Genomic DNA, 26,786 nt, shown 5'->3' with positions numbered 1-26,786 from the left:
TATCTCGTCTTTATTTTTTCGTTAATAGTGTTGCTGTTTCTCTTTTATTATTCAAATGATGTAAGATAACAACGCTACTTACAAGTATTATCATGGCTTTCTTCATATTTGTCTCCTTTTTATAAATTGTTCATTTCATCAACGATTGGTTTTGCATCAATTAAAATCTGAATAACAGTTTTTACGATATCCATCATTTCCGATTCCTCCTTTTTACATGCAGTTCAATTCTTGTACCACAGCTTTACCATTCACCAATACTTCTAAGATTGCTTTTACCATATTCATCATCTTATTTGCCTCCTTTTGTCTGCCGCTTGTTTATACTCTTATTGTATCGGGAAGCTTGTTTTGTAACTATCGATTTCCATTACGGCAATATAACAGTTTTGTAAGGATCATTGTTATTTAATGAAAGGTTTCTTTTGGCTGTGTAACAGATGTCTTTTATGTATGAATATGTCTATTTACATTATTTTCAGAAAAATGACTATCCAAACGTGTTTTAGGAGAGTATAATGAAAAGGTAAGTATAAAATTCCGTACGAAAGAGGTGAAAGAGATGAATCGTTCTATAGTTATGCGCACGCAATTTTTAGATTTTATCTACATTTGTCGTGCAATTTTTCATCGTGTAGTTGCTAACGGGATACGTATGCCCTTTTTTAGCAATTTCATAATAACTATTGAACGATAGAAGTCTCTTCACCCATTTTATAGAAACGTGTGAAAAGGGAGCTATGGTAGTTCCCTTTTCTATTTTGAAATAAAAGCCGTGGGTAAGGTTCTTTACTCATGGCTTTTTTACGTTGAAAGGAGTACGGAAAAGATGATGATTTGTAGTGTAAATAATATAGCGAAGACGTTTGGTGGAAATATCATATTTGAAAATATATCATTTGAAATAAAGAAAGGCGAACGTATTGGTTTAGTTGGCCGAAATGGCAGCGGGAAAACAACAATTTTTCAACTGTTAACGGGAATTGAACATGTGGATGGCGGTGCAATTCATATGAAGAAAGGTACACAGATTGGTCATGTTGCTCAAATTCCGAGGTTTGCGGAAGGAATGACTGTATATGATGTATTACGTTCTGCATTTGCGAAAGAGCAAGCATTAGAAAGAAAGATGCGGGAACTTGAAGAGAAGATGGCTGTAAACGTTACGGAAAAAATAATGGCGGAGTACGGAGAAATACAGGAACAGTTTTCGTTTCTAGGTGGTTATGAAATAGAAGCGAATATGATGAAAGTGGCTAATGGTCTGCAAGTGACGGAATTATTTTCACGCGATTTTAGGGAGCTAAGCGGCGGTGAACAGACGAAAGTGAGTCTTGCATATATGCTCCTTAAAAAGCCGGACTTATTGCTTCTAGACGAACCGACAAACCATTTAGATTTATTCGCAGTGGAATGGCTTGAGCAATTTTTAAAGGAATATGACGGGACAGTCGTTGTGATTTCACATGATCGTTATTTCTTGGATGAAGTCGTAACGAAGATTTTTGATTTAGAAGATGGGGAAGTACATGTATACCATACGAACTATTCACAGTTTGTAAAGGAGAAAGAAGAAAGATTATTACAAGAGTTTCAAGCATATCAAGAGCAGCAAAAGAAGATAAAGAAAATGAAGGAAGCTATTAAAAGGCTTAGGGAATGGGCCAATCAAGCAAATCCGCCAAACGAGGGACTGCATAAACGTGCCCGCAATATGGAACGTGCCCTAGAGCGAATGGAGAAATTGAAGAAACCAATTTTAGAGCATAAGCAAATGGGTCTTCAGTTTGAAGGACAAGAACGAAGCGGGAAAGACGTTGTGATCATGAAAGAAGTGGGAAAGAATTTTGATGATCGTGCTTTATTTCAAAATGTAGAATTACATGTTCGTTTTCAAGAGCGCGTTGCAATCGTTGGACGGAACGGTACAGGAAAGACAACGTTATTGAAATTATTATTACAAGAGATGAGTCCAGATATAGGTGAAATTCGCATTGGTAGCGGAGTAAAGCTCGGTTATTTGTCTCAACATGTGCAAGTGAACAGTAAACAAACGGTATTAGAAATGTTTAGGGAGCAGGTAGCAGTAACAGAAGGTGAAGCACGTCATATACTTGCCCGCTTTCTATTCTACGGACCAGCTGTATTTAAAAAGGTGAATCAATTAAGCGGGGGCGAACGAATGCGTTTACGATTAGCGCAGCTCATGTATCAAGATATTAATTTTCTTGTACTTGATGAACCGACAAATCACCTTGATATTGAATCGAGAGAAGTTTTGGAAGAAGCGCTTGAACAGTATAATGGAACGATTTTAGCGGTTTCTCATGACCGTTATTTCTTAAATAAATTGTTCCCTAAAACGTATTGGATTGATAATCAAACAGCGTATGGATTTGCTGGGAATTATGCTTGGGCACGTGAGAAGTGGCAAGAAAAAAGAGAAACAGAACAACGAAGCGTTGTGAAAAAGGAACGAGTAGCAGCTGTGCCAAAGCCTATAAATAAGGAGATTGTCGATCTGGAAGAACAGCTTATGAATGTGGAGCAAAGTATATACGAGTTAGATTGCAAAATGGCTAAAACGAAAAATGTTGCAGAGCTGGAGAAGTTGCACCATGAAAAAGAGGAAAAAGAGTTGGTAAGAACAAAGTTATATGAGGATTTAGAGAATAATATAGATATGAAGGATTAAAAGCTGGTGTATGCCAGCTTTTTAAATTGTGTGTATGTATTTTATTTATAAATCCATTTAAGTTTCCGCTTTGTTGTTATATTACACGTGACGTGCTTAATGTTTAGAGTTTGATTCTTTTTCTGTAGAAAATGACCACATAAAAAATTCATAAAATATCACTAAAAATAATGACTGTATAATATTCTCAATCCATTTAAATTGATTATAATTGTTATAATCAAATAAAACGAGAATAATATATAGGGGAATCAATAACATTAAAGGTCTTTTAAGTTTTAGATTCATAAGTATCATTCTCCTTTACATATTAACCACAATGCCACCTTAACATAAAACACTTTTGATTTCTATATATTGGAATTTTATTGTGGCATTTCTGTTTGTTGTATTTAGTGCTCTTACTGGAGGGTTAATTAAAAAATTAACGCTAGCTCGCAAAACGGTAGATGAACAGTATGAAAAATTGACTTCATCGCATGAAGCACTTCAAGAAGCGCATGAGCAATTGCAGCTATATGCAAAAGAGGTGGAAGAATTAACGGCAGTTAAAGAACGAAATGAAATTGCGCGTGAAATTCATGATACAGTTGGTCATAATATGACGGCATTACTTGTTCAACTGCAGCTTGCTGAGGAGTTATTGAAACAGAAATCAGATCAGACTGGAGCGGTTTTGCAAACATGTCATGAGTTAGCAAAGCGATCGTTACAAGAGGTGAGGGCATCTGTCCGAACCTTGAAAGAAGAAGAGAATGCAGGGGATTTAGTGGGTAATATTAGGCAGATGTTAAACGAATTTTCGAATGCAACAAATGTGAGAACGACATTTAAATTGCATGGTGATCCAGCCATCATTCCGTTGTCATTACACCCAACTATATTGCGTATTATGCAGGAATCGTTAACAAATGCAAAGCGTCATGGTAAGGCAGCTACATGTGAAATGAAACTTTCTTGTTTGGATGGAAAGGTGCAAATCTCTATTTTTGATGATGGAACAGCTATAAATGAAGTACATCCTGGTTTTGGACTAATCAAATTGAAAAAAAGAAAGCAGAATTTACAGCTTGGCACGCTGAATTCTGCTTTCTTTTTCTTGTGCTTCCGTTGGCCTAAGTGAAATGATAATCGCAATCCCGAACATGAAGATACACACTGAAAAGAGGACGAACGTCGGGAAGAACGGGAATAAGAGTAATGCTCCTAATATGACGAGCATTAAACAAATATAGTTCAAGACATGTAGGAATAACTTGTCCATGTTTTCTCCCCTTTATTAAGAATCTGCTATTATCGTATGCTCGTTTTACAAAAAATAGAATAGATTTTCAAGTATTTAAGTTTCATTGTTTATATAAATGCAAATTAAAAAACGAAATAAAATCCCTTTTCTTTTTAGAGGGGGCGAGAACATCTGGCCGTGCATAGAAACGGTGGGGGCCTTTTCCTACCACATGCAAGATTGAAAACAAAAGGAGAAAACAAGTGCAGGTCATGCTGTATTCTGCATAGCAGCGATTTATATGTTGAAAAATCAAAATATATATACTTGTAAGAAAGAAGTACCCGAAATTCCATCGATGTACAGAAAATAAAAAAGAAGATAACCATACTATACATAGTAGGTGGTTATCTTCTTTTTTATTTTTTATTATCCTTGTATTGTTTTAGGTAAAATATGTTCCTCGATGGCATAAGCTACACCATTTTCATCATTTGTCGCTGTTACGATATCACAGAGCTGTTTGACATCGTTTTCTGCATTTCCCATTGCAATCGACAAACCGGCTACTTCTAACATCGGTACATCATTAAAATTATCTCCAATGGCAATTGTATCTTGTAAAGGGATATGAAAGTATTTTGCCATTTCTTGCAATCCGTTGCCTTTATGCCCGTGTTTGTCCATAATTTCTAAGTTTGTTGGAGCAGATGCTGTCACCATTACTGCTGCATCTTTTTCTAATAATTGTAGTAATTGTGTACGATTATCTTTATTAAATGTAAGGATAAAGAATTTAGAAATTTCAATAGTTGAATCAGATATTACATCTTCGATACTTTGGAATGTTGTAATTAAGTTAGCCTTTAGCTGTTTTTCAGTAATTCGCTCAATTTCTTCAATTGTAATGTCAAGAGACTCTTTGTTTAGTTGAAAGGATTTCGTAACTTGTTCTTTCCAACTATATGGTGCATACACACCCTTGTTTGTATAGAGTTTATACGGAAACTCCTCCGCTTCGAGCTGCTTGGCAATTTCATATACTTTATCTTTTTTTAAAGTACGTGAGTGAATGACCTTTCCATCAGCGTATACTACTGCTCCATTACTAGCCCCAAGTGGAAGGGATAATTGGTATTGCTCAAGTAGTTTTAAAATATCTTCTTTAGCTCTACCAGAACAAATCATAACGATGTGTCCTGCTTCTTCAGCATTTCTGATTGCTTTTAAATTTTCATTGGAGATTTCTAGATTGGATGATAACAGTGTGCCATCCATATCAAGTGCAATTAATTTCAAAGTGATCACCTCTTCGTTTCCATCATACTAAATTGCGCGGTATATCGAAACTGTTACACATATATTGGAAAGAAATAATAGCATTAAAGATTCCTAAAAAAATTTGTAATAAATTCATAGAGCTATTGCTTAAATAAAATAGTTATGTTACATTAATGTTACAAACGTTACAGTTAATGTTTCAATGTAACGTTAAGATGAAAACTTCAAATAAATTATTTCTTAAAGATGACATAAATTCTAATTACATATAAATACTTATAAAAAAGGAGAATGAGAGCAATGGAAAATAAAGAAGTATTACAACTAACAAAAATGGATTTACTAGGATCAGCAGGAGCAGCAGCGACATTAACGGCATTCATCGTATTTCTATCAAGTGTTTTAGTTTAATTTATAAAAACAGAACGGAATATATACATCTTATAAAAGGAGAATGAGAACAATGGAAAACAAAGAAGTATTACAACTAACAAAAACGGACTTATTAGGATCAGCAGGAGCAGCAGCGGTATTAACAGCATTTATCGTATTTCTATCAAGTGTTTTAGTTTAATTCATAGCAATTTTGTATAGGAAATAGAGCGGAAAACTATAGCAAAATGCACGTTACATATAGAAATCTATTAAAAGGAGAATAAGGATAATGGAAAATAAAGAAGTATTACAATTAACAAAAACGGATTTACTAGGATCAGCAGGAGTGGCAATGGCTTTAACAGCACTTATTATGTTTCTATCAAGTGCTTTAGTGTAATTTAAGTAGATAAATTTGAACGTGAAAGACAAGAGGGACTTCGAAAAACGAAGTTCCTTTTTTTATTGGGATATTATATAAATGCAAATTAAAAAATGACATAAAACCCTCCCTCTTTTTAGGTGGACGAGAGCATCTGGCCATGCATAGAAGCGGTCAGCGCCTTTTTCTACCACATGCAAGGTTTAAAACAAAGGAAGAAAGTGAGTACGAGGCCACTGAAAAAGTCCACTTCATAAGAAAAAGGAGTCCACCACCTACTATATACAGGTGATGTACCCCTCGCTATTTTCAGCATATTAATAAAATGCGTTTTGTTTTTTCAAAGTAATCACTTTTTCAGTGCCTTCAGTGAGTACGGGTCATGTTTTGTTTTACATAAAAGCGATTTAGATGCTGAAAAAATAAAATGGGTTTATATGGTAAAGGGAACGCTATTTCGGATGGGATAGATAGAAAAAAGTCGAATTTTCTATGTGAAAAAAAGGAAGGTATTTGACGGAAAAGATAGAAAATTTAAAATTGATAAAATAAGTTGTGACGCAATTTGTTTTTTGGTTTGCGATTGGAAGCGTTTACGGTTTTGGGAGAAGGTATTGGAAATTTATATTATAGGGGGATGAGGAAGTTATGAAACAAAAGTCTATGGATACTTTAGCGGCACAGATGGAGGATTTTTTCCCAGTACGTGATGTTGATCATTTAGAATTTTATGTTGGTAATGCAAAACAAACGAGTTATTACCTTGCGAGGGCATTTGGATTCAGCATAGCTGCATATTCTGGTTTAGAAACAGGAAATCGAGATAAAGTATCTTACGTACTTGTACAGAAAAATATGCGTTTTGTTGTGTCGGGTGCTTTAAATACGAATAGTCGTATTGCCGAGTTTGTAAAACAGCACGGTGATGGTGTAAAAGATGTGGCACTTCTAGTAGAAGATGTAGAGAAAGCATATGCAGAAGCTGTGAAGCGTGGGGCCGTTGCAATTGCTCCTCCAGAAGAGCTATCTGATGAACATGGAACTCTTAAAAAAGCGGTCATTGGCACATACGGTGATACGATTCATACACTTGTAGAAAGAAAAAATTATAAAGGTGCGTTTATGCCAGGGTATGAACCATTTGTATCTATCGTTCCATTTGAAGAAACAGGTTTAGTTGCTGTTGATCATGTTGTTGGAAATGTGGAAAAAATGGAAGAATGGGTAAGTTATTACGAAAATGTAATGGGCTTTAAACAAATGATTCATTTTGACGATGATGATATTAGTACGGAGTATTCTGCGTTAATGTCGAAAGTCATGACAAATGGAAGCCGTATTAAGTTTCCAATCAATGAACCAGCAGAAGGAAAAAGAAAATCACAAATTCAGGAGTATTTAGAATTCTATAACGGAGCAGGTGTACAACACCTTGCATTATTAACGAATGATATTGTGAAAACTGTTTCTGCGCTTCGTGCAAATGGCGTCGAATTTTTAGATACGCCAGATACGTATTACGAAGAGTTAACAGCACGTGTTGGTCAAATTGATGAAGAGATTGAAAAATTAAAAGAGCTAAAAATTCTTGTGGATCGTGATGATGAAGGATACTTATTACAAATTTTCACGAAGCCAATTGTAGATCGTCCAACTTTATTTATTGAGATTATTCAGCGTAAAGGATCAAGAGGGTTTGGTGAAGGTAATTTTAAAGCATTATTTGAATCGATTGAAAGAGAACAGGCGCGTCGCGGAAATCTGTAAAGTAAAAATTCTACTGCCTGTTAGAGCGGGATAATGGTTAGGAGGGATGCTCCTTCCTCCCGCGCTTTACTTTTTAAGCGAGGAGAGAAAATGATGAAGTTTATTACATTTCGTCTTCCTTCACAAGAAATGCGAGCTGGCTGGCTTGACGGTGACAAAGTTATTGATATGCATATGGCAAGCCATGGGGCACTTCCGTCCACAATGATTTCTTTTTTAGAGAAATCTGATGAATATATGAAAATCATTAGTAAGATTGGTACGCCAGAAAGAGGGATTTATCATATTACGGATGTAGAGCTTTGTGCACCTTTACCAAACCCGGGAAGTATCCGCGATTTTTATGCGTTTGAACAGCATGTAAAGACAGCACGGGGCCGCCGCGGTTTGGAGATTGTTCCAGAGTGGTATGATATTCCTGTTTTCTATTTTACGAATCATCGCGCTGTTATCGGACCGGAAGAAGCTGTTGTTTGTCCAGGCGCAACGAAGAAACTTGACTATGAATTAGAGATTGCTTGTGTCATTGGCAAAGAAGGTAAAAATATTTCAAGCGAGCAAGCGCATGAATATATTTTCGGATATTGTATTATGAATGATTGGAGCGCTAGAGATTTACAAGCGCATGAAATGAAGGTCGGACTTGGACCGGCAAAAGGAAAGGATTTTGCTACATCGCTTGGACCGTATATTGTAACGAAAGATGAGTTAGACGCGTATCGAAATGAGGATCGTTACAATTTAGAAATGACAGCTAATATTAATGGTGAACAATGGTCCAAGGGTAATTTTCAAGATATTTATTATACGTTTGCTGAAATGATTGAACGAGCATCTCAAGGTGTTACGTTATATCCAGGAGATGTACTTGGTTCTGGTACAGTTGGAAGCGGCTGTATTTTAGAACTTGGAACAGAGAGATGGCTGAAAGCTGGCGATGTGGTAGAGTTGAAAATTACTAGTTTGGGAACATTGCGTAATACGGTAAAAGCAGAAAAGGAAGCGGGGGATGAGCATGTATTATCGTCGCATGGGGGAACTTCCTCGTAAACGACATGTACAGTTTCGTAAACAAGACGGAACGCTTTATCGTGAGCAAGTTATGGGGACGAAAGGTTTTTCTGGTACGCAATCTATTTTGTATCATCACTACATGCCAACAGAAGTTGGGCATGCTTCTTTAGCACGGTCTTGTCGTGTGCAGTACGAAGAAGATGTGGCGTTAGCGCATCGTCATTTTCGGACGAAAGAATATAGAAAAATAGGAGATGCCGTGAACGGAAGGAATTTTCTATTAGGAAATGAAGACTTACTAATTGGGGTTGTAAACGGGGCGGAAAAGATGGATTATTTTTATCGTAATGGCGATGGAGATGAAATGCTATTTGTTCATTACGGATCTGGAAAAATTGAGACAATGTTTGGTACGATTCATTACCGAAAAGGAGATTATATTATCATTCCAATCGGTACAATTTACCGTGTAATCCCTGAAGCGGGAGAATCAAAACTTCTCGTTGTTGAAGCAAATAGTCAAATTACAACGCCGCGTAATTACCGCAATGAGTACGGACAATTGTTAGAACATAGTCCGTTTTGTGAGCGTGATATTCGTGGTCCAGAGACGTTGGAAACGTACGATGAAAAAGGTGAATTTATTGTGATGACAAAATCTAGAGGATATATGCATAAACATGTTTTGCAGCATCATCCTTTAGATGTTGTTGGATGGGATGGACATTTATATCCATGGGTATTTAATATTGAGGATTTTGAGCCAATTACAGGACGCATTCATCAGCCGCCGCCAGTACACCAAACGTTTGAGGGACATAACTTTGTTGTTTGCTCATTCGTTCCGCGTCTATATGATTATCATCCAGAAGCAATACCGGCACCATATTATCATAGCAATGTAAATAGTGATGAGGTGCTCTATTATGTAGAAGGTAATTTTATGAGCAGAAAAGGTGTAGAGGAAGGGTCTATTACGCTTCACCCAAGCGGTATTCCACATGGACCGCACCCTGGGAAAACAGAGGCTAGCCTTGGTAAAAAAGAAACAATCGAACTAGCGGTTATGATTGATACATTCCGTCCATTACGCGTTATAAAAGATGCGCATGATACGGAAGATGAGCAATACATGTATAGCTGGCTAGAACAAGGTACACATACCGTATAAGGTGAATGACTATGATGTATAAAGAACAACAAGCGCACTCATTTGATGAGTGTGCCTGTTGTCATAAAGGAATCGACTTATATAAAATACCAAAAATATTTGTAAAATGATATATAAATATAAAAATATAAACTGTTTTTATGATTTTTATTTCATTTTAATTATTAATACCATAACGCACCACACTACTTTGGATCATTCAAAATAGTGGTGGAAGGACAAAGTTTCCATTAAGTTATTGACGAAAAAAGGTGAAATAAGTAAAATGAATGTAAATATTAAAATTTTCAGAAAATTATAAATGTTGAGGTGCTGAGTATGAAGCAAATCTTTCAAAAAAAGCCGATTACACAACTGTTGCAAGAGGGAAGTCAAAAGAAATTAGATCGAACATTAGGAGCGTTAGATTTAACGATGTTAGGGGTAGGGGCAATTGTTGGGACAGGTATTTTCGTCTTGACTGGGGTAGTTGCTGCGAAACATTCTGGACCTGCTATTATTTTATCTTTTGCATTAGCCGCGCTAGCTTGTGCCTTTGCTGCCTTTTGCTATGCAGAATTTGCTTCTAGCGTACCGGTATCTGGTAGTGTATATACGTATACATACGCAACGATGGGAGAAGTGTTTGCCTTTTTAATTGGATGGGATTTAATGCTTGAGTACTTATTAGCAACATCAGCTGTTGCTAATGGATGGTCCGCGTACTTTCAGTCTTTATTAAAGGGGTTTGGAATTCAAATTCCAACAATTTTAGCTTCTGCTCCTGGGGCAGGAAAAGGTGGAATTATTGATTTACCAGCTGTTTGTATTATTTTAATTATGACGATCCTTTTATCACGAGGTGTTCGTGAAAGTGCCCGCGTAAATAATATTATGGTATTTATTAAATTAACCGTTGTACTATTGTTTATCTTTGCTGGGTTTAAGTATGTAAAACCAGAAAACTGGACACCATTTATGCCGTTTGGTTTTGATGGCGTAATGGTAGGTGCAGCGACAGTATTCTTTGCTTTTATTGGTTTTGATGCTGTTTCAACAGCGGCGGAAGAAGTAAAACGTCCGCAGCGTGATTTACCGATTGGTATTATAGCATCGTTATTAATTTGTACTGTTTTGTACATTGCTGTTTCGCTTATTTTGACAGGTATTGTACCGTATGGACAATTAAATATATCAGATCCAGTAGCATTTGCACTTCAATTTATTGGACAAGATGGTTTAGCAGGCATTATTTCAGTAGGTGCTATTACAGGGATTACAACTGTTATGTTAGTTATGATGTATGGTCAAGTCCGAGTGTCGTATGCAATGAGTCGTGACGGTTTATTACCGAACCGTTTTGCGAAAGTACATCCGAAGTTTAAAACACCGTTTTTAAATACATGGATAACTGGGATTGTAGCAGCGCTTATTTCAGGACTTGTTGACTTAAGTGTGTTAGCTCACCTTGTAAATATCGGAACTCTATCTGCGTTCGCACTTGTAGCAGTTGCGGTTATTGTAATGCGCAAAACACATCCGGATTTACCTCGTGCATTTAAAGCGCCGCTTGTGCCAGTTTTACCGGCATTAACAGTGATTTTCTGTTTATATTTAATGCTTCAATTACCGGCAATTACATGGAAAAGCTTTGGGGTTTGGATGGTAATTGGAATAGTGGTCTATTTCTTATATAGTAGAAAGAATAGTGCGTTAAACAAAGAAGCAGATAATAAAGACACCGTGAATCTATAAAGTTGAAAGCCGTTCGTAGAAAAAGAACGGCTTTTTATTTTTGAAAATTTACATTTTTCTAAAAGTGATATAAGATGAAAATTGGTTGCTAAAGTAAAATTTTAGGTGTTTTCTGGTTAAAAGTAATGAGAGAAAAGGAGGGGGAATATGAAGAAAACATGGCAAGAATTAAAGCAGATGGATCGTAATGTTTGGATTCGATTTATTGGAGAAACGTTAAATGGAATTGCAATGATGATGTTAATGCCATTTTTTGCATTATATTTAAAAGATAAAGTAGATTCACTGCTACAAGTGGGAATTATTATGGCGTTGTCTCCAATTGCGGCAAGTTTTGGTTCTCTTATAGGTGGCCGAATTGCCGATATTTATGGAAGAAAGCCAATTATGATATTTTCAATGGCTAGCAATGCGATTTTAATGCTGGGGTTCTTATTTATAGATGGATTTATACCATATGCTATTCTATCCGTTTGTTTAGGACTTAGTAATTCGTTGTTCCATCCAGCAGCTTCTGCGATGGTAGCTGATGTAACAGAACCTGAAAAGCGAACAGAAGCATACGGTTTGCTGCGAATGGGGCATAATATCGGAGCGGCAATTGGGCCGATTCTAGGTGCTTCAGTTGCATTGCTTTCTAAAACGGTTATTTTTATGATTGCGTCATCTTCTATGCTATTTTATGCATTACTCGTTTTACTACTTATTCAAGAGACAATGCCAAAAGGTGCAATAACACAAACGAATAAGGAAGGGGAAACGAAACAATCTGTATGGAAAGTTGTGTTTCAAGATAAAATTTTACTTATTTATTTGTTAGCAGGAATTGTTATTTCGATGGGGTTTTCGCAAACAGAAGGCATGCTTCCTCTTCATTTTGATAATGAAATGAAAGAGATATTTGGAATGAATAATCCGTATCCTTATTTAATGGCCATGAATGGACTTTTGGTGGTTTTGTTTCAATTTCAAATTTCGAAATGGGCGACAGATAAACCGGTAGGAAAAACGATGCTATATGGTGCTTGGTTATTTGGCATCGGTCTTCTTGCGATTGGATGGCTTCCGAAATGGTTTGGTGAAATGGGAACAAATGCTACTGTAGTTCTAATTACGCTATTAATTGTATATGCGATTTATACATTAGGAGAAATGGTTATGTCTCCTGTCCAAATGACGTTTGTAGCAAATTTAGCGCCAGAGCACCTGCGCGGGACGTATATGGGAGCGGCTAGCTTACAGTGGATTACAGGTAATGCGTTCGGTCCTCTGCTTGCAGGATTTTTACTCGATCGTTTGTTAGGTCACGTTTTATTTACGATTTTAGGAATTGGATGTGTGATAGCAGGACTTGTTTACATATCATTAGATCGACTTGTAGAGCAAAGACAAAAAGACAACGTGGTAAAGCAAACGTCATAAAGTGAAACTTTAATCAGTGGGGGGATTACTGCCCGCGAATAGCGGGATAAAGTTTTCATTATACACAAATAGGTTCTTTTTCTCATATTATTAGGTACATAACTAGAAAAATTGTTATGACGACGTGGCTATCTCACTATTTGTGGTCAGTTTCGCTTTTTACGAAAATAGGAACTATCTATTTTCGCAAAAAGTGCTACAATAGAAAAATGAAAACAAACGATTAGGGTGATTTCATTATGAAAATTAAATTAGGTTTATTATATGGTGGGAAATCAGCAGAGCATCAAGTTTCTTTACAAACAGCTTTTGCTGTTAGTAAAGCGTTAGATCAAGAAAAATTTGAGGTTCATCCAATTTATATTACTGAACAAGGACAATGGATTCGCGGCGAGCGTATTGAAGGTGAAGTAAAGAACGTTCAAGCGTTACAATTGAACGGAGAAGAGAACGCAATTTCTCCTGTATCATTAAGTTCAGAGATTATCCCGATGTCAGCTTCTGATAAAGAGAATGCAATTGATGTAATCTTCCCGTTATTACATGGACCAAATGGTGAAGATGGAACAGTGCAAGGTTTGTTAGAACTTATGAATATTCCATATGTAGGGAACGGTGTATTAGCATCGGCTGCAGGTATGGATAAAGTTATTATGAAAAATATTTTTGCAGAAGCGGACTTACCGCAAGCAAAATATGTTTCGTTCATTCGCAGTGCTTGGGAGAAAAATCGCACAGCGGCGTATGAAAAAGTTGAAGAAACATTAGGCTATCCATGTTTCGTGAAGCCAGCAAACCTTGGCTCGAGCGTTGGAATTAATAAATGTAAAGATCGTGCTGAGTTAGAGAGTGCATTTGAAGAAGCGTTCCAATTCGATCGTAAAATCATCGTAGAAGAGAATATTGTTGGTCGTGAAGTGGAAATTGGTGTATTAGGAAATGATGAACCGAAATGTTCGGTTGTAGGTGAAATTGTAGCTAAAAAAGAATTCTATGATTATAAATCAAAATACATTGATGGCGATACGGCGATGGTTATTCCTGCTGAAATTACGGAAGCGGAATATGAGAAGATTAAAGAGTATGCGATTCGTGCATTTCAATCTTTAGACGGTGCGGGATTAACACGAGCAGATTTCTTCTTAACGAAAGATGGTGATGTATTTATTAATGAAGTAAATACAATGCCAGGATTCACGCCATTTAGTATGTTTCCTCTATTATGGGAAAATACAGGATTGGCGTATCCAGAGCTTATTCAAGAATTAGTGCGCTTAGCGATTGAACGTCATGAAGAAAAACAAAAAATTAAATATACAATCTAACAAGAAAGGAGAAGCACTATTCAAATGAATAGTGTTTCTTCCTTGTAAGGAGTGTTTTTTATATGATACAACGAACAGCGAAGCAAGTTGAGCAAATGGTATGTGGAACTAGTTTAGCGGAGCAGTGGAATGATATAGCGATAAAAGGTGTTTCCATTGATACAAGAAAGATTGAACAAGGAAATTTATATGTTCCGATTCAAGGAGAACGTTTTGATGGTCATACTTTTGCGAGGAAAGCGATAGAAAATGGTGCTGTTGCAACGCTGTGGAAAAAAGGTGTAGCCAACCCGCCAGAAAATGTACCAGTTATTTTTGTGGAAGATACACTACAAGCATTGCAGACATTAGCGAAAAACTATCGTGATCAATTAAATGTGAAAGTAGTTGGTGTAACAGGGAGTAACGGAAAAACATCAACGAAAGATATTGTGACAAGCTTACTTGGAGCAAAATTTAAAGTGCAAAAAACAGAAGGGAATTTCAATAACCATATCGGACTTCCGTTGACAATTTTAAATTTAGAAGAAGATACAGAAATAGCTGTATTAGAGATGGGAATGTCGAGTCGTGGTGAAATTGAATTTTTGTCAAAGCTTGCTCGTCCTGATGCAGCGATTATCACAAATATTGGAGAAGCACATTTAATGGATTTGGGCTCTCGTGATGGAATTGCAGAAGCTAAGTTAGAAATTGTGACAGGTTTACAAGATAATGGTGTATTTGTTTATAACGGAGATGAGCCATTGTTAACTACACGTGTGCCAGGCATGAATTTATCAGCAAAGACAATTACATTCGGTGATGCAAGAGCGAATGATTACTACCCAGTATCTGTAAAGTTGGAAGCGACAGGTACACAATTTAAAATGAATCAAGCGCAGGATGTAGTGTTTTATTTGCCCGTTCTTGGGAAACATAATGTATATAACGCATTAGCATCAATGGCGGTCGCTGAGTTCTTTGGCGTAACGTGGGAAGAAATGAAACAAGGTTTAGTGAATTTGAAAATGACAGGCATGCGTATGGAAGTTGTAAAAACGGATGCAGGGTTAACAATTATTAATGATGCATATAATGCAAGTCCGACAGCGATGGAAGCGGCGTTCCATTTAATGAGTGAATTAAATGGATTTTCCAAAAAAATTCTCGTGCTTGGCGATATGTTGGAGCTTGGTGACCAAGAAGTACAATTTCATTATGAAGTTGGAAAACTAATTGATCCGGCCCGTATTGCATATGTATTTACGTACGGTACGTTAGGGGCGCAAATGGCAGAAGGTGCAAAAATTAATTTTTCTAATGAACGCGTGAAGGCTTACGATAATAAAGAAGAACTTGTTAAAGATTTAAAAGAAGTCGTTGATGTGAAAGACGTTGTATTAGTAAAAGCATCTCGTGGAATGAAATTAGAAGAAATTATCACGATGATAAAGTGAAACTTCCATCAGTAAGGGGTTTCTTTGTTGCTCTGCATATGGTCTGTGCTACTACTTGGTTACTGCCCGTTAATACGTGATAAAAAGAAACGCTTACAACACGGAGAGTGAAAAGCTAGAATAAAGATGGAAAAGTCCATATGTAAAATAAGGGAAGAGTTGGGTTTGCTTTTTACCCATACAAAACTTATAATTGATAGGGTGTAATAACGTTGTAGAGTATTTTTGTGATAAATGTAGGCCCGTTTATATATGTGAACATAAGGGAAAGGGCATTTTCCGCAAACACGGAAAATGTCTTTTTTGAATGGATAGTTAGGATAATTACTCCTGCCATTTGAAAGTTATAATTGTTTGAAGTTGGGGGTTTACTGCCCAAGAATAGCGGGATAAATTTGTCTCGGGACTACTTTTATCTAGCTTTACGTTTGGATGTTTGAAGTACGCATACTTGTTACATTCATTTTTCAAAAGCTAGTTTTATTATAATTGTCAGGCAACCTTGCGCTGATGACGCATTTTGTCTGAAGAAGACTTAGCCCAACCTTACTTGGATATCCTGTAAATATGAGAAGAAGGAATAATCTGGGCTATTTTAGATAGAAAAGGAGAAGTAAAATTGACAACATTTCGAGAGTTAGGATTAAGCAGTTCTTTGTTACAGTCTGTTGAAAACATGGGGTTTGAAGAGGCAACACCAATTCAGGCAGAAACAATTCCAGTAGCCTTACAAGGTTTGGACATCATTGGTCAGGCTCAAACAGGTACAGGAAAAACAGCTGCATTTGGATTACCACTATTAGAAAAAGTAAATACACGTCAAGATACAGTTCAAGGTATCGTTATCGCGCCAACTCGTGAGTTAGCAATTCAAGTAGGTGAAGAGCTATACAAAATTGGTCAGCATAAGCGTGTGCGCATTTTACCAATCTATGGCGGTCAAGATATTAACCGTCAAATTCGCGCGTTGAAAAAAGGTCCACACATCATTGTGGGTACGCCAGGACGTATTTTAGATCATATTAAACGTAAAACACTTCGTCTGCAAAACGTAGAGACAGTTGTTCTTGATGAAGCAGATGAAATGTTAAATATGGGCTTCATTGAAGATATTGAAGCGATTTTAACAGATGTTCCTGAAACACACCAAACATTATTATTCTCAGCAACAATGCCAGATCCAATCCGTCGCATTGCTGAACGCTTCATGAGTGAGCCTAAACATATTAAGGTTAAAGCTAAAGAAGTAACAATGCCAAACATTCAGCAGTTCTATTTAGAAGTGCAAGAGAAAAAGAAATTTGACGTATTAACACGTTTATTAGATATTCAATCTCCAGAGCTTGCAATCGTGTTCGGTCGTACAAAGCGTCGTGTTGATGAATTATCAGAAGCATTAAACTTACGTGGCTATGCAGCAGAAGGAATTCATGGTGATTTAACACAAGCGAAGCGTCTTTCTGTATTACGTAAATTTAAAGAAGGTTCAATTGAAGTTCTTGTTGCGACAGATGTAGCAGCGCGCGGTCTTGATATTTCAGGTGTAACGCACGTATATAACTTTGATATTCCACAAGACCCTGAATCGTACGTACACCGCATTGGTCGTACAGGTCGTGCAGGTAAAACGGGTCTTGCGATGCTATTTGTAACACCACGTGAAACGGGTCAATTAAAGAATATTGAGCGTACAACAAAACGTAAAATAGATCGTATGAACCCGCCAACATTAGATGAAGCTTTAGAAGGCCAACAACGTTTAATCGCTGAAAAGCTTCAAAGCATTATTGAAAGTGAAAACTTATCATACTACAAACGTATTGCAGAAGAGCTGTTAGAAGAGCATGATTCTGTAGCGGTTGTAGCAGGTGCTTTAAAAATGATGACAAAAGAGCCGGATGCAACGCCAGTTTCTTTAACATCAGAGCCGCCAGTAGTTTCAAAAGATCGTTCTAGAAAGAGAAACGGAAACGGAAACGGAAGAGGTGGTTATCGTGATGGTAACCGCGAAGGCAATCGTAATCGTGAAGGCGGCCGTAACCGTGATGGCAACCGCAATCGTGGCGGTCGTAAAGGAGAAGGTCAAGGACGCGAAGGGCGTGAAGGGCGTTCTGGAGCTCCTAGAGGACGCGGTGGCGAAAGAAAGCATCAAAGCCGTAAACCACAATCTAACTAAATATATAGAAAAGAGACAGCCTTTTTCGAAAGGCTGTCTTTTTTGTTTCTTCATTTGGACATACTACATAGAAACTTGTATCGGAAATGAGGAAATGGAATGCTTGTAAAGCTTGGATATGTTGCGATGAGTGTGCATGTCAAGGATGCTTCTCCTTCGCAAACAATGACGTATGCACAGTTTCAGCGAATACAAGACCGAGAAGCGGCAATCAAAAAATTAGAGAGGATTTCTAATTCTAATTTGGAGAATTGTTTACGGTTGTTAAAGCATAATTATGGACATGATATTTCATTCTTTCGTTTAAGTTCGAAATTAATTCCTCTGGCAAACCATGAGGCATTGTTAGGGTGGGATTATATAAAGCCTTTGCAAGAAAATTTACGGAAAATTGGAGAATACGCAAAACAAAAAGGAATGCGAATTGACTTTCATCCAGATCATTTTGTTGTTTTAAATTCATTGCGTCCACCCATTTTAAAGCAGTCTCTAAAAACATTACAGATGCATGGGAAGTTACTACAGGGAATGGGAATCGATAGAACGCATCGTTGTGTTTTACATGTTGGCGGTGCATATGGGGATAAAGAACAAGCGCTAGAACAATTTATTGAAAATTGGTCGCTTGTTCCAGCATGGATTCAAAAGATGATTATGCTAGAAAATGATGACACAACATTTTCTTTAAAAGAGACGCTATACTTAGGGGAAAAACTTGGAACCCCGGTAGTTTTTGATTTACATCATCATATGATGAATCATGATTTAGAAGAATGGGAAACCCACTGGGAACGTGTTGTGCAAACGTGGGAGCAATCCCCTTTGGCGATTAAAATGCATATTTCGAGTCCGCGAGAAGGGAAGGATCCGCGGGCGCATGCCGATTTTATTGATTCTGATTATTTTATTTCTTTTTTGCAATATATAAAAGGAAGTGTTCCGGAAATTCACTGTATGATAGAAGCGAAACAAAAAGACGAAGCTCTCTTACGGTTGATGAGGGATATGATAGGTAAGACGGGAGTGGAGATAATAGATGGTGCAAGCTTTTGGGTGAAATAAGCTTATGTACCATCTGTTTTTTTTATGAATAATGGTCCTAAGCAAGCTCCTGTAAGTAATCCGGTTAGATGGCTAATTGAATTTGTTGTTGGATCAAGAAATGTAAATGCAAGGAGAATAAATAAAATGATAACAAAGAGAAGAATTTCTTTTCTTCTAGTAGGCTGAATTTGCATATAGAATAGGTAAAGCTGCACTCCTAGTAGTCCGAAAATAGCACCAGAAGCTCCTGTATGAGTATATTGGGGCGAAAATAAAAAGTAAGAGGCAATATTTCCGGTAATTCCAGACGTAAGAAACACAAATAAAAATCGAATGCTATGAAGTTGTTTTTCTAATGAAAATCCAAGCGCAAAGCAGCAGATGCTATTGGATAGGAAATGAGAAAATGTTGTATGAACAAGTAATGGAGAAATGAGTCGCCACCATTCTCCGTCAGCTATACACTCGTTACAGGCGATTCCGATAGATAAGCTCTTATTCCCTAACAATAGTAAAACAAGTTGTATAAAAAGTAGTGCCGTAGTAATCGGAGGGAAAGAAGAAAATGAGTATTTTAATGGAGTATTCATATTTACACTCCTTTTGCTGTTAACGTATTGTCTGTTATTCTTACAATATGAAAGTGAGAGAGAAAATAGAAGGAAGGAACGGAAGGATATGATTGTAGGAGTTGGAATCGATATTATTGAAATTGAAAGAATTGAAAAGATGATAGAAGGGCAACCGAAATTTATAGAGCGTATTTTAACGGAAAATGAGCGCCAAGTGGCATACACGTTAAAAGGAAAGAGACGTAGTGAATTTGTTGCAGGGCGCTTTGCAGCGAAAGAAGCGTATTCGAAAGCGCTTGGTACTGGAATTGGAAAAGAGGTTAGTTTTTTGCATATTGAAATTATGAATGATGAAAGAGGAAAACCTATTTTGCTTGCGAATACAAGTCATACTATCCATCTTTCGATTAGCCATAGCCGAGAGTTTGCGGTAGCGCAGGTTGTTTTAGAAAGCCCGTCAAGCTAGTCTGCATATTTCATCTCCTTGTCTCATATATTTGAGTAGCGTTAAGGAAGAGGTTTTCTTCCACTTACTTATTGAGACAAAGGGGCTGAACGTATGAAAAGGCGGCTATTTTTGTTTATTGTCGGTTTGTTGACCGTTTTTCTGTTAGCAGGTTGCATGGAGAAGAAGAAAGAAGATGTTGTGCAAGATTTGAATGAAAGAGTAAAAGACATGAAAAGCTATCAAGCCGAAGCGAAACTATCGATTAAAACAGGAAATGAACCACAAGTGTATGATGTTGAAGTTTGGTATAGTAAGCCCTCGTATTACCGAGTTAATTTAAAAAACGCAAAGAAAGATCAAAGTCAAATTATTTTACGAAATGATGAAGGTGTGTTTGTTCTTACTCCATCTTTAAATAAAAGTTTTCGCTTTCAAAGTGATTGGCCGCAAAATAGCAGTCAAGCATATTTATATGAATCACTTGTAAGGGATATTTTGAATGATAAGGACCGTTCGTTTAAGAAAACAGACAAATATTATGTGTTTGAAACAAAAACAAACTATCATCATCAAAATATGTTGCCAAGGCAACAAATTACATTTAATAAAAAAGATTTATCGCCTGTTTCGGTGAAGTTGATGGATAACGATCAAAATGTTCTTGTGCAAGTAGATTTTTCGAAAGTAAAGTTTGATGCGAAATTTGATAAAGGTGCATTTGATACGAAGCAAAATATGTCTAGAGCACAAGTAGATATACAAACGGCAGCTCAACAAGAAAAACCATTAGCTGTTTTGTACCCAAGTGATACACCACAAGGCATGACTTTAAAAGAAGAGAAAGAATTTAATGAAGATAATGGAAAACGTAGCATTCTCACGTACACTGGTAATAAGAAGAGTTTTACATTAATACAAGAAAAGGCGAAAGTAGCACCAACTATTGCTATGCAAAGTGTAAGCGGGGAGCCTGTTGATTTAGGTTTCACTATTGGGGCATTAACAAAAGATTCTGTTACATGGTCACATAATGGGGCGGAGTATATGCTTGTATCAAAAGGTTTGAAACAAGAAGAATTATTAATGGTAGCACGCTCTGTGACTCAGAAACAAGTAAAGTAAACAACTAAGACGTGGTGACTACAGTGTACACCACGTTTTTTAGCACGGTTTAATTTATCCCGCTTTAACGGGCACTCAAGATGCAGAGAGAAACAAGGAAGCTAGATGGGGGATAAAAAAAAAACCACTGATGGAAGTTTCACTTTATTGATAAAAATTTTTATGTAATCTGATGAAATAAAGGTGAGAAAAAAGTGAATATAAAAGAATAAGCTTTGCATATCGTATAAAGGAAGTGTTTTTTCTAGATGGAAAAATCGCCATTTTATCGTGATACGTGGATCGAGGTAAACTTAGATGCGATTTATGAGAATTTAACTCGTATTAAGTCTATTATCCCGAAAGGTGTAGAGATTTTTGCTGTTGTGAAAGCAAATGCATATGGTCATGGATCAGTGCAAGTTGCAAGTGCAGCATTAGCGGCGGGGGCAACAAGGTTAGCTGTTGCTTTTTTAGATGAAGCTTTGGTTTTGAGAAGAGCTGGAATTAAATCGCCTATTTTAGTATTAGGTCCTTCACGTCCAGAAGATGTTAATGTGGCAGCGGAGAATGATGTTACATTAACTGTATTTCAAAAAGAATGGATAGAAATAGCGAAGAAGGTGTGGTGTTCTTCAGATTCATTACATTTTCATCTTAACTTCGATAGTGGGATGGGGAGAATTGGAATTCGTGAAAAAGATGAATTGAAAGAATTTCTAAAGAGTCTACAAGGTGCTCCCTTTCTTAAGTTTGAAGGAGTTTATACTCATTTTGCAACAGCTGATGAAGTAGTAACAACTTACTTTGATAAGCAGTATAATACTTTTTTAGAACAATTAAGCTGGCTAAAAGAATTTGGAGTGAATCCAAAGTTTATTCATACAGCTAATAGTGCGACAACTTTACGTTTTCAAAACATTACTTTTAATGCCGTCAGAATAGGAATTGCGATGTATGGATTGACTCCATCTATACAGATCGGCCCTTTTTTACCAATTAAGCTTGAACCGGCATTGTCTTGGCATACAACGGTTGCGCATATAAAACAGGTGATAAAAGGTGATGGTATTAGTTATGGCGTCACTTATCGAACAGAAAAAGAAGAATGGATTGCTACATTGCCCGTTGGATATGCTGATGGTTGGTTGCGTAGGTTGCAAGGACTTAAAGTTCTTGTAAATGGTATAAGAGTGCCAATTGTGGGGAGAATTACAATGGATATGCTGATGCTTCACATGCCATATGAAGTACCGCTTGGGACAAAAGTCACTATAATTGGAAGACAAGACGATCAGTATATTAGTGTTACTGAGGTTGCAGAGTATTTAGGGACAATTAATTATGAATTGATTGCAACGATTAGTTTTCGTGTTCCACGTGTATATGTGAAAAATGGAAAAGTTGTAGAGGTGGTAAATTATTTGAGTGATATATAAAAGGGGCTTCCGGAGTTTAAATGTATGCTTATAATAGCAATGTTTTTTACTAGATGGCAATTTGGGAAACTCGCTTTAGAAGAATAACATAGAAAAGTACAGAGAAATGAATGTTTTATTTCCAAGTTGGAAAACATAAAACAAGACATTAGGAAGTCTTTGCAACAGGCCCTATACAATGGTATTATTACAATAGGTGTCATATATGTGTGTGTAGTTGACGGTGGAGGTGTATTTTTGTGTCCGAATCAAGTGTAACTACTGAAATCGTTGTTCGGTTGCCGAAACAAGTGGTAACAGAATTAGACGGAATTGGAAAACAAGAGAATAAGAATCGCCATGAACTTATTTGCCAGGCAACACAATTGCTATTGCGCCAACATAAAACGAAGAAGCGCTACCAGCATGAATCAATGAGACGTGGGTACATTGAAATGGGAAAAATCAATCTTGGTATTGCATCTGAAGCTTTCTTAGCAGAGTATGAAGCAGCTCATACAGTAGAACGCTTAGTTAGCGGGGGGTAATCTTTTGATTGTAAAACGCGGCGACGTGTATTTTGCAGACCTTTCCCCAGTTGTTGGTTCTGAGCAAGGAGGCGTTCGTCCGGTTCTTGTCATTCAAAATGACATTGGGAATCGCTTTAGTCCTACTGTAATTGTGGCGGCCATTACTGCACAGATTCAGAAAGCAAAATTGCCCACCCATGTGGAAATCGATGCAAAAAAGTATGGATTTGAGAGAGATTCGGTTATCTTGCTCGAACAGATTCGAACAATCGATAAGCAGCGCTTAACGGACAAAATCACTCAGTTAGATGATCTGATGATGAATCGTGTAGATGAAGCTCTGCAAATTAGTCTAGGACTGATAGATTTTTAGTTCAACGTTGAAGTTGCTCTCTTTTAAGAGCAACTTTTTTTATTATTGAAGGAGGTTTTGTTGCAAATGGAAATGGTAGATAACCGCCAAGAATTAATGAAAATGTTAGCGAAAGAATTGAATTTTTCAGAGAAGCAAGTTCGTCATGTTATTGAGTTAACAGAGGAAGGTAATACAGTCCCTTTTATTGCTCGTTATCGAAAAGAATGGACAAATTCGTTAGACGAGGTGCAAATTCGTTCGATTTTAGAAAGATGGCAATATATCACTCAGCTTGAAAATCGTAAAGAAGAAGTGTTGCGTTTAATTCATGAAAAGGGAAAGCTTACAGAAGAATTGCGTCGTAACATTGTATCTGCAACAAAACTACAAGAAGTGGAGGATTTATATCGTCCATATAAAGAAAAACGAAGAACAAAAGCGACAATTGCGAAAGAGAAGGGATTAGAACCTTTAGCAGATTGGCTATTAACGTTTGCGAAGGATGATGTGCTAGAAAAAGCAAAAATGTTCGTAAATGAGGGGAAAGAAGTCCAATCACCAGAAGAAGCACTGCAGGGTGCAAAAGACATTGTTGCGGAATATGTGTCCGATGAAGCATCTTATCGTAGTTGGATTCGTAATACTACCTTTAGAAAAGGAACGATTTCAGCAGTTGTAAAAGATGAAGAAAAAGACGAAAAAAATGTATATGAAATGTATTATGGCTATGAAGAGCCGCTGCAAAAGGTTGTTCCTCATCGTATATTGGCTATGAATCGCGGTGAAAAAGAAGAAATTTTAAAAATAACAATTGTTCCTCCGGTTGAAGACATTCTTCAATTTTTACATAAAAAAGTAATTCATAATTCATACGCGTCAAGTGCTTCTTATGTACAAGAAGCGATGGAAGATGGTTATAAGCGTTTAATTCAACCGTCTATTGAAAGGGAAATTCGTAAAGAGTTAACAGAAGTAGCAGAAGAACAAGCAATTCATATTTTTTCAGAGAATTTACGAAATTTATTGTTACAACCGCCGATGAAGGGGAAAGTAGTATTGGCTGTAGATCCGGCTTATCGTACAGGATGTAAACTGGCAGTTGTAGATGATACAGGGAAAGTGCTTTATATTGATGTCATCTATCCGCATCCGCCTGTTCAGAAATATGAAGAAGCGAAAAAGAAGTGTATTTCAATTTTAGAAAAGTATGAAGTAGAAGTAATTGCAATTGGAAATGGTACGGCTTCTCGTGAAACAGAAGAATTTGTAGTAGATGTACTACAGGAGGCTGTGCGTGATGTGTTTTATATTATTGTTAATGAAGCTGGTGCAAGTGTGTATTCTGCATCAGATTTAGCGAGAGAAGAGTTTCCTAATTTACAAGTTGAAGAAAGAAGTGCAGTTTCCATTGGAAGACGTTTGCAAGATCCGCTTGCAGAATTAGTGAAGATTGATCCGAAATCTGTTGGTGTGGGACAATACCAGCATGATGTGTCGCAAAAACGGTTGAATGAATCATTAACGTTTGTTGTTGAAACAGCTGTAAACCAAGTTGGAGTGAACGTAAATACGGCTTCGGTTTCCTTGCTGCAATATGTTTCTGGTTTATCAAAAACTGTTGCGAAAAATATTGTAAAAAAACGTGAAGAGAGCGGGAAGTTTACGAAACGTGCTGAACTGAAAGATATACCGCGCTTAGGTGCAAAGACATATGAACAATGTATCGGTTTTCTACGTGTAGTAGAAGGTGAGAATCCGCTTGATCGAACGAGTATTCATCCAGAGCAATATAAGAATGTGGAGTTATTATTGAAAAGTTTAGGATTATCTATTACAGATGTTGGACAACCCCATTTGCAAAAATGTTTAGAGGAAGTAGAAATCTCCTCGTTATCAGAGCAAATAAATATTGGCGAACCTACGCTGCGCGATATTATTGATGCCCTTATTCGTCCAGAGCGAGACTTACGTGATGAATTACCAAAGCCGCTTCTTAAAAAAGGTATCTTAAAACTAGAAGATTTAAAACGCGGTATGGAATTGGAAGGTACAGTTCGGAATGTTGTTGATTTTGGTGCTTTTGTAGATATTGGTGTGAAGCAAGATGGATTGGTTCATATTTCTAAAATGAGTAAGCAGTTTGTAAAACACCCATTAGATATTGTTTCTGTCGGACAAATTGTAAAAGTGTGGGTCGATGAGATTGATATGAAAAAGGGACGCGTCGCCTTATCTATGCTGCCGACAGAAGGCTGAAAAAATGAATGATTGGGTGCCGCGCCTATGAATAACTTTTCTATTAGTTGAATGAAAGGGGAGTGGAATGTTAGTCCGCTCCCTTTGTTTACTAAGGATGTTGCTTTTTTTTATAAAAAAACCAGCATTCGTTAAGTAATTTAATTTGATAGCGGTTTTTTTCATAATAAGCACGCCGCATTTGTTTGCGAAGCCATGCTGGCATATGAATCCCTCCTTTTACAGGAATGAGGATGGGTATATGTACTATTTAATGTATGCATGAGACAAAAAAGACGTGTAGATTTATTTTTATGGGTAGGAGAGATAAGGATGCGTGAAATAGATATTCAGGGATTAGTGGAGGAAGTATCGATAAAATATTTTGCGAGACCTTTTTTGCATAAAGCAACATTTAATAAACGTTTACGTACGACAGGCGGACGGTATATATTGGGGACACACAATATAGAATTAAATTATCGTTATTATCAAACTTATGGAGAAAAGGAATTAATTGCAGTAATTAAGCATGAGCTTTGTCATTATCATTTACACCTTATGAGAAAAGGGTATCAACATAGGGATAGGGATTTTCGTGAGTTGTTGAATAAGGTAGATGCGCCGCGTTTTTGCAAAAGAATCCCCGATGAGAGGAAAGAGAAGAAACAATACATATATGTTTGTTTATCGTGTGGCTTTCAATATATAAGAAGGAGAAGAATGGATACAAATCGCTACGTTTGCGGAAAGTGTAAAGGGCGTTTGAAGCAGGTGAAAAAACACCTTGACAGTTAAAAATCAATCCAGTATATTATAAACATGTCAGCTCACTACAAGACATTGTAGGAAGTGCTTGACTTGTAAAATGATTTTTTATAAGATAAAAAATATCTTTTTTATTCCGCAGTAGCTCAGTGGTAGAGCTATCGGCTGTTAACCGATCGGTCGTAGGTTCGAGTCCTACCTGCGGAGCCATATAATATAGAGAAGTACCCAAGTGGCTCAAGGGGCTCCCCTGCTAAGGGAGTAGATCGCTTACGCGGTGCGAGGGTTCGAATCCCTTCTTCTCTGCCA

The 26,786-nt window shown here is 37.0% G+C and carries 25 protein-coding genes, 2 tRNA genes and 1 pseudogene; 24 read left to right on the top strand and 4 right to left on the bottom strand.

The features are described from left to right. The first annotated feature begins 562 nt into the window (after nucleotides 1–562). The 3 genes and pseudogenes from BM350_RS27905 to BM350_RS22610 form a co-directional block, all read left to right on the top strand. Entirely contained in the window at nucleotides 563–697 is a 135-nt protein-coding gene (locus BM350_RS27905; protein WP_090917231.1) for an RAxF-45 family protein, read from the top strand. Nucleotides 698–829: 132 nt separating this feature from the next. Further along, complete coding sequence (abc-f, locus tag BM350_RS22620; RefSeq protein ID WP_244548058.1) at nucleotides 830–2,695, top strand: ribosomal protection-like ABC-F family protein; 1,866 nt, start codon at nucleotides 830–832, stop codon at nucleotides 2,693–2,695. Between the two features lie 370 nt (nucleotides 2,696–3,065). After that, a pseudogene (locus tag BM350_RS22610) lies at nucleotides 3,066–3,755 on the top strand (histidine kinase); the annotation flags it as partial. Nucleotides 3,756–3,758: 3 nt separating this feature from the next. Here the strand turns inward: BM350_RS22610 and BM350_RS22605 are convergent. Further along, nucleotides 3,759–3,959, bottom strand: a complete 201-nt coding sequence (locus tag BM350_RS22605) for a hypothetical protein (RefSeq protein ID WP_090917236.1) — start codon at nucleotides 3,957–3,959, stop codon at nucleotides 3,759–3,761. A gap of 390 nt (nucleotides 3,960–4,349) precedes the next feature. Further along, a complete protein-coding gene (locus BM350_RS22600; protein ID WP_139207704.1) occupies nucleotides 4,350–5,219 on the bottom strand; it encodes a Cof-type HAD-IIB family hydrolase in 870 nt (289 codons plus the stop codon). Between the two features lie 282 nt (nucleotides 5,220–5,501). On the opposite strand from BM350_RS22600, the gene BM350_RS22595 reads away from it, so the two are divergent. The 12 genes from BM350_RS22595 to uvsE all read left to right on the top strand — a co-directional run bounded on the left by BM350_RS22595 (nucleotide 5,502) and on the right by uvsE (nucleotide 19,068). Next, nucleotides 5,502–5,612 (top strand): DUF3948 family protein, encoded by a 111-nt coding sequence (locus BM350_RS22595; RefSeq protein WP_090917237.1) that lies wholly within the window; start codon nucleotides 5,502–5,504, stop codon nucleotides 5,610–5,612. Nucleotides 5,613–5,655: 43 nt separating this feature from the next. Continuing rightward, a complete protein-coding gene (locus BM350_RS22590) occupies nucleotides 5,656–5,775 on the top strand; it encodes a DUF3948 family protein (protein ID WP_090917239.1) in 120 nt (39 codons plus the stop codon). A gap of 90 nt (nucleotides 5,776–5,865) precedes the next feature. Next, nucleotides 5,866–5,976: a DUF3948 family protein gene (locus tag BM350_RS22585; protein WP_090917241.1), complete on the top strand. Its 111-nt coding sequence runs from the start codon at nucleotides 5,866–5,868 to the stop codon at nucleotides 5,974–5,976. A gap of 630 nt (nucleotides 5,977–6,606) precedes the next feature. After that, nucleotides 6,607–7,725, top strand: a complete 1,119-nt coding sequence (gene hppD, locus BM350_RS22580) for a 4-hydroxyphenylpyruvate dioxygenase (protein ID WP_090917243.1) — start codon at nucleotides 6,607–6,609, stop codon at nucleotides 7,723–7,725. Between the two features lie 93 nt (nucleotides 7,726–7,818). Continuing rightward, a complete protein-coding gene (locus tag BM350_RS22575) occupies nucleotides 7,819–8,775 on the top strand; it encodes a fumarylacetoacetate hydrolase family protein (RefSeq protein ID WP_090917245.1) in 957 nt (318 codons plus the stop codon). Next, nucleotides 8,741–9,910 carry a homogentisate 1,2-dioxygenase gene (locus BM350_RS22570; RefSeq protein ID WP_090917247.1) on the top strand — a complete coding sequence of 390 codons (1,170 nt, stop codon included), beginning with the start codon at nucleotides 8,741–8,743 and terminating at the stop codon, nucleotides 9,908–9,910. The genes BM350_RS22575 and BM350_RS22570 overlap by 35 nt, the downstream gene beginning before the upstream one ends. 318 nt (nucleotides 9,911–10,228) lie before the next feature. Continuing rightward, nucleotides 10,229–11,644, top strand: a complete 1,416-nt coding sequence (locus BM350_RS22565; protein WP_090917249.1) for a branched-chain amino acid transporter BcaP — start codon at nucleotides 10,229–10,231, stop codon at nucleotides 11,642–11,644. Between the two features lie 147 nt (nucleotides 11,645–11,791). Continuing rightward, nucleotides 11,792–13,066, top strand: coding sequence for an MDR family MFS transporter (locus tag BM350_RS22560; RefSeq protein WP_090917251.1), 1,275 nt, complete (start codon nucleotides 11,792–11,794; stop codon nucleotides 13,064–13,066). A gap of 236 nt (nucleotides 13,067–13,302) precedes the next feature. Then, nucleotides 13,303–14,391: a D-alanine--D-alanine ligase gene (locus BM350_RS22555; RefSeq protein WP_090917253.1), complete on the top strand. Its 1,089-nt coding sequence runs from the start codon at nucleotides 13,303–13,305 to the stop codon at nucleotides 14,389–14,391. Between the two features lie 62 nt (nucleotides 14,392–14,453). Then, nucleotides 14,454–15,830: a UDP-N-acetylmuramoyl-tripeptide--D-alanyl-D-alanine ligase gene (gene murF, locus BM350_RS22550; RefSeq protein ID WP_090917255.1), complete on the top strand. Its 1,377-nt coding sequence runs from the start codon at nucleotides 14,454–14,456 to the stop codon at nucleotides 15,828–15,830. 619 nt (nucleotides 15,831–16,449) lie between these two features. Then, nucleotides 16,450–18,006: a degradosome RNA helicase CshA gene (locus BM350_RS22545; RefSeq protein ID WP_090917257.1), complete on the top strand. Its 1,557-nt coding sequence runs from the start codon at nucleotides 16,450–16,452 to the stop codon at nucleotides 18,004–18,006. A gap of 99 nt (nucleotides 18,007–18,105) precedes the next feature. Continuing rightward, on the top strand, nucleotides 18,106–19,068 hold the full coding sequence (gene uvsE / locus BM350_RS22540; RefSeq protein WP_090917259.1) for a UV DNA damage repair endonuclease UvsE: 963 nt from the start codon (nucleotides 18,106–18,108) through the stop codon (nucleotides 19,066–19,068). 2 nt (nucleotides 19,069–19,070) lie between these two features. On the opposite strand, the gene BM350_RS22535 is transcribed toward uvsE, so the two are convergent. After that, entirely contained in the window at nucleotides 19,071–19,640 is a 570-nt protein-coding gene (locus BM350_RS22535) for a rhomboid family intramembrane serine protease (RefSeq protein ID WP_090917261.1), read from the bottom strand. Nucleotides 19,641–19,728: 88 nt separating this feature from the next. On the opposite strand from BM350_RS22535, the gene acpS reads away from it, so the two are divergent. From acpS to BM350_RS22505, 6 genes are all read left to right on the top strand, one after another. After that, nucleotides 19,729–20,088: a holo-ACP synthase gene (gene acpS / locus BM350_RS22530; RefSeq protein ID WP_090917263.1), complete on the top strand. Its 360-nt coding sequence runs from the start codon at nucleotides 19,729–19,731 to the stop codon at nucleotides 20,086–20,088. 156 nt (nucleotides 20,089–20,244) lie between these two features. Further along, nucleotides 20,245–21,192 (top strand): LolA family protein, encoded by a 948-nt coding sequence (locus tag BM350_RS22525; protein WP_139207707.1) that lies wholly within the window; start codon nucleotides 20,245–20,247, stop codon nucleotides 21,190–21,192. A gap of 248 nt (nucleotides 21,193–21,440) precedes the next feature. Then, nucleotides 21,441–22,610, top strand: a complete 1,170-nt coding sequence (alr, locus tag BM350_RS22520; protein ID WP_090917267.1) for an alanine racemase — start codon at nucleotides 21,441–21,443, stop codon at nucleotides 22,608–22,610. A 239-nt stretch (nucleotides 22,611–22,849) separates the two neighbouring features. Beyond that, on the top strand, nucleotides 22,850–23,137 hold the full coding sequence (locus tag BM350_RS22515) for an antitoxin EndoAI (protein ID WP_000004571.1): 288 nt from the start codon (nucleotides 22,850–22,852) through the stop codon (nucleotides 23,135–23,137). Nucleotides 23,138–23,141: 4 nt separating this feature from the next. Then, the gene (gene ndoA / locus BM350_RS22510; RefSeq protein WP_020063273.1) at nucleotides 23,142–23,492 is read left to right on the top strand and encodes a type II toxin-antitoxin system endoribonuclease NdoA; all 351 of its coding nucleotides are present in this window, start codon (nucleotides 23,142–23,144) and stop codon (nucleotides 23,490–23,492) included. Between the two features lie 66 nt (nucleotides 23,493–23,558). Further along, a complete protein-coding gene (locus BM350_RS22505; protein WP_139207705.1) occupies nucleotides 23,559–25,730 on the top strand; it encodes a Tex family protein in 2,172 nt (723 codons plus the stop codon). 91 nt (nucleotides 25,731–25,821) lie between these two features. On the opposite strand, the gene cmpA is transcribed toward BM350_RS22505, so the two are convergent. Beyond that, nucleotides 25,822–25,935, bottom strand: a complete 114-nt coding sequence (gene cmpA / locus BM350_RS22500; protein ID WP_020063275.1) for a cortex morphogenetic protein CmpA — start codon at nucleotides 25,933–25,935, stop codon at nucleotides 25,822–25,824. Nucleotides 25,936–26,042: 107 nt separating this feature from the next. On the opposite strand from cmpA, the gene BM350_RS22495 reads away from it, so the two are divergent. From BM350_RS22495 to BM350_RS22485, 3 genes are all read left to right on the top strand, one after another. Next, nucleotides 26,043–26,507: a SprT family protein gene (locus BM350_RS22495; RefSeq protein ID WP_090917271.1), complete on the top strand. Its 465-nt coding sequence runs from the start codon at nucleotides 26,043–26,045 to the stop codon at nucleotides 26,505–26,507. Between the two features lie 105 nt (nucleotides 26,508–26,612). Next, nucleotides 26,613–26,687: transfer RNA gene (locus BM350_RS22490), tRNA-Asn, on the top strand. Nucleotides 26,688–26,695: 8 nt separating this feature from the next. Then, nucleotides 26,696–26,786 (top strand) — tRNA-Ser (locus tag BM350_RS22485).

Origin of the sequence: Bacillus sp. 103mf (genome assembly GCF_900116295.1) — a bacterium.
GTDB classification, from domain to species: domain Bacteria; phylum Bacillota; class Bacilli; order Bacillales; family Bacillaceae_G; genus Bacillus_A; species Bacillus_A bruguierae.
Note: the sequence above shows the minus strand (reverse complement) of the source record. Positions and strands in the feature narration are given on the sequence as shown.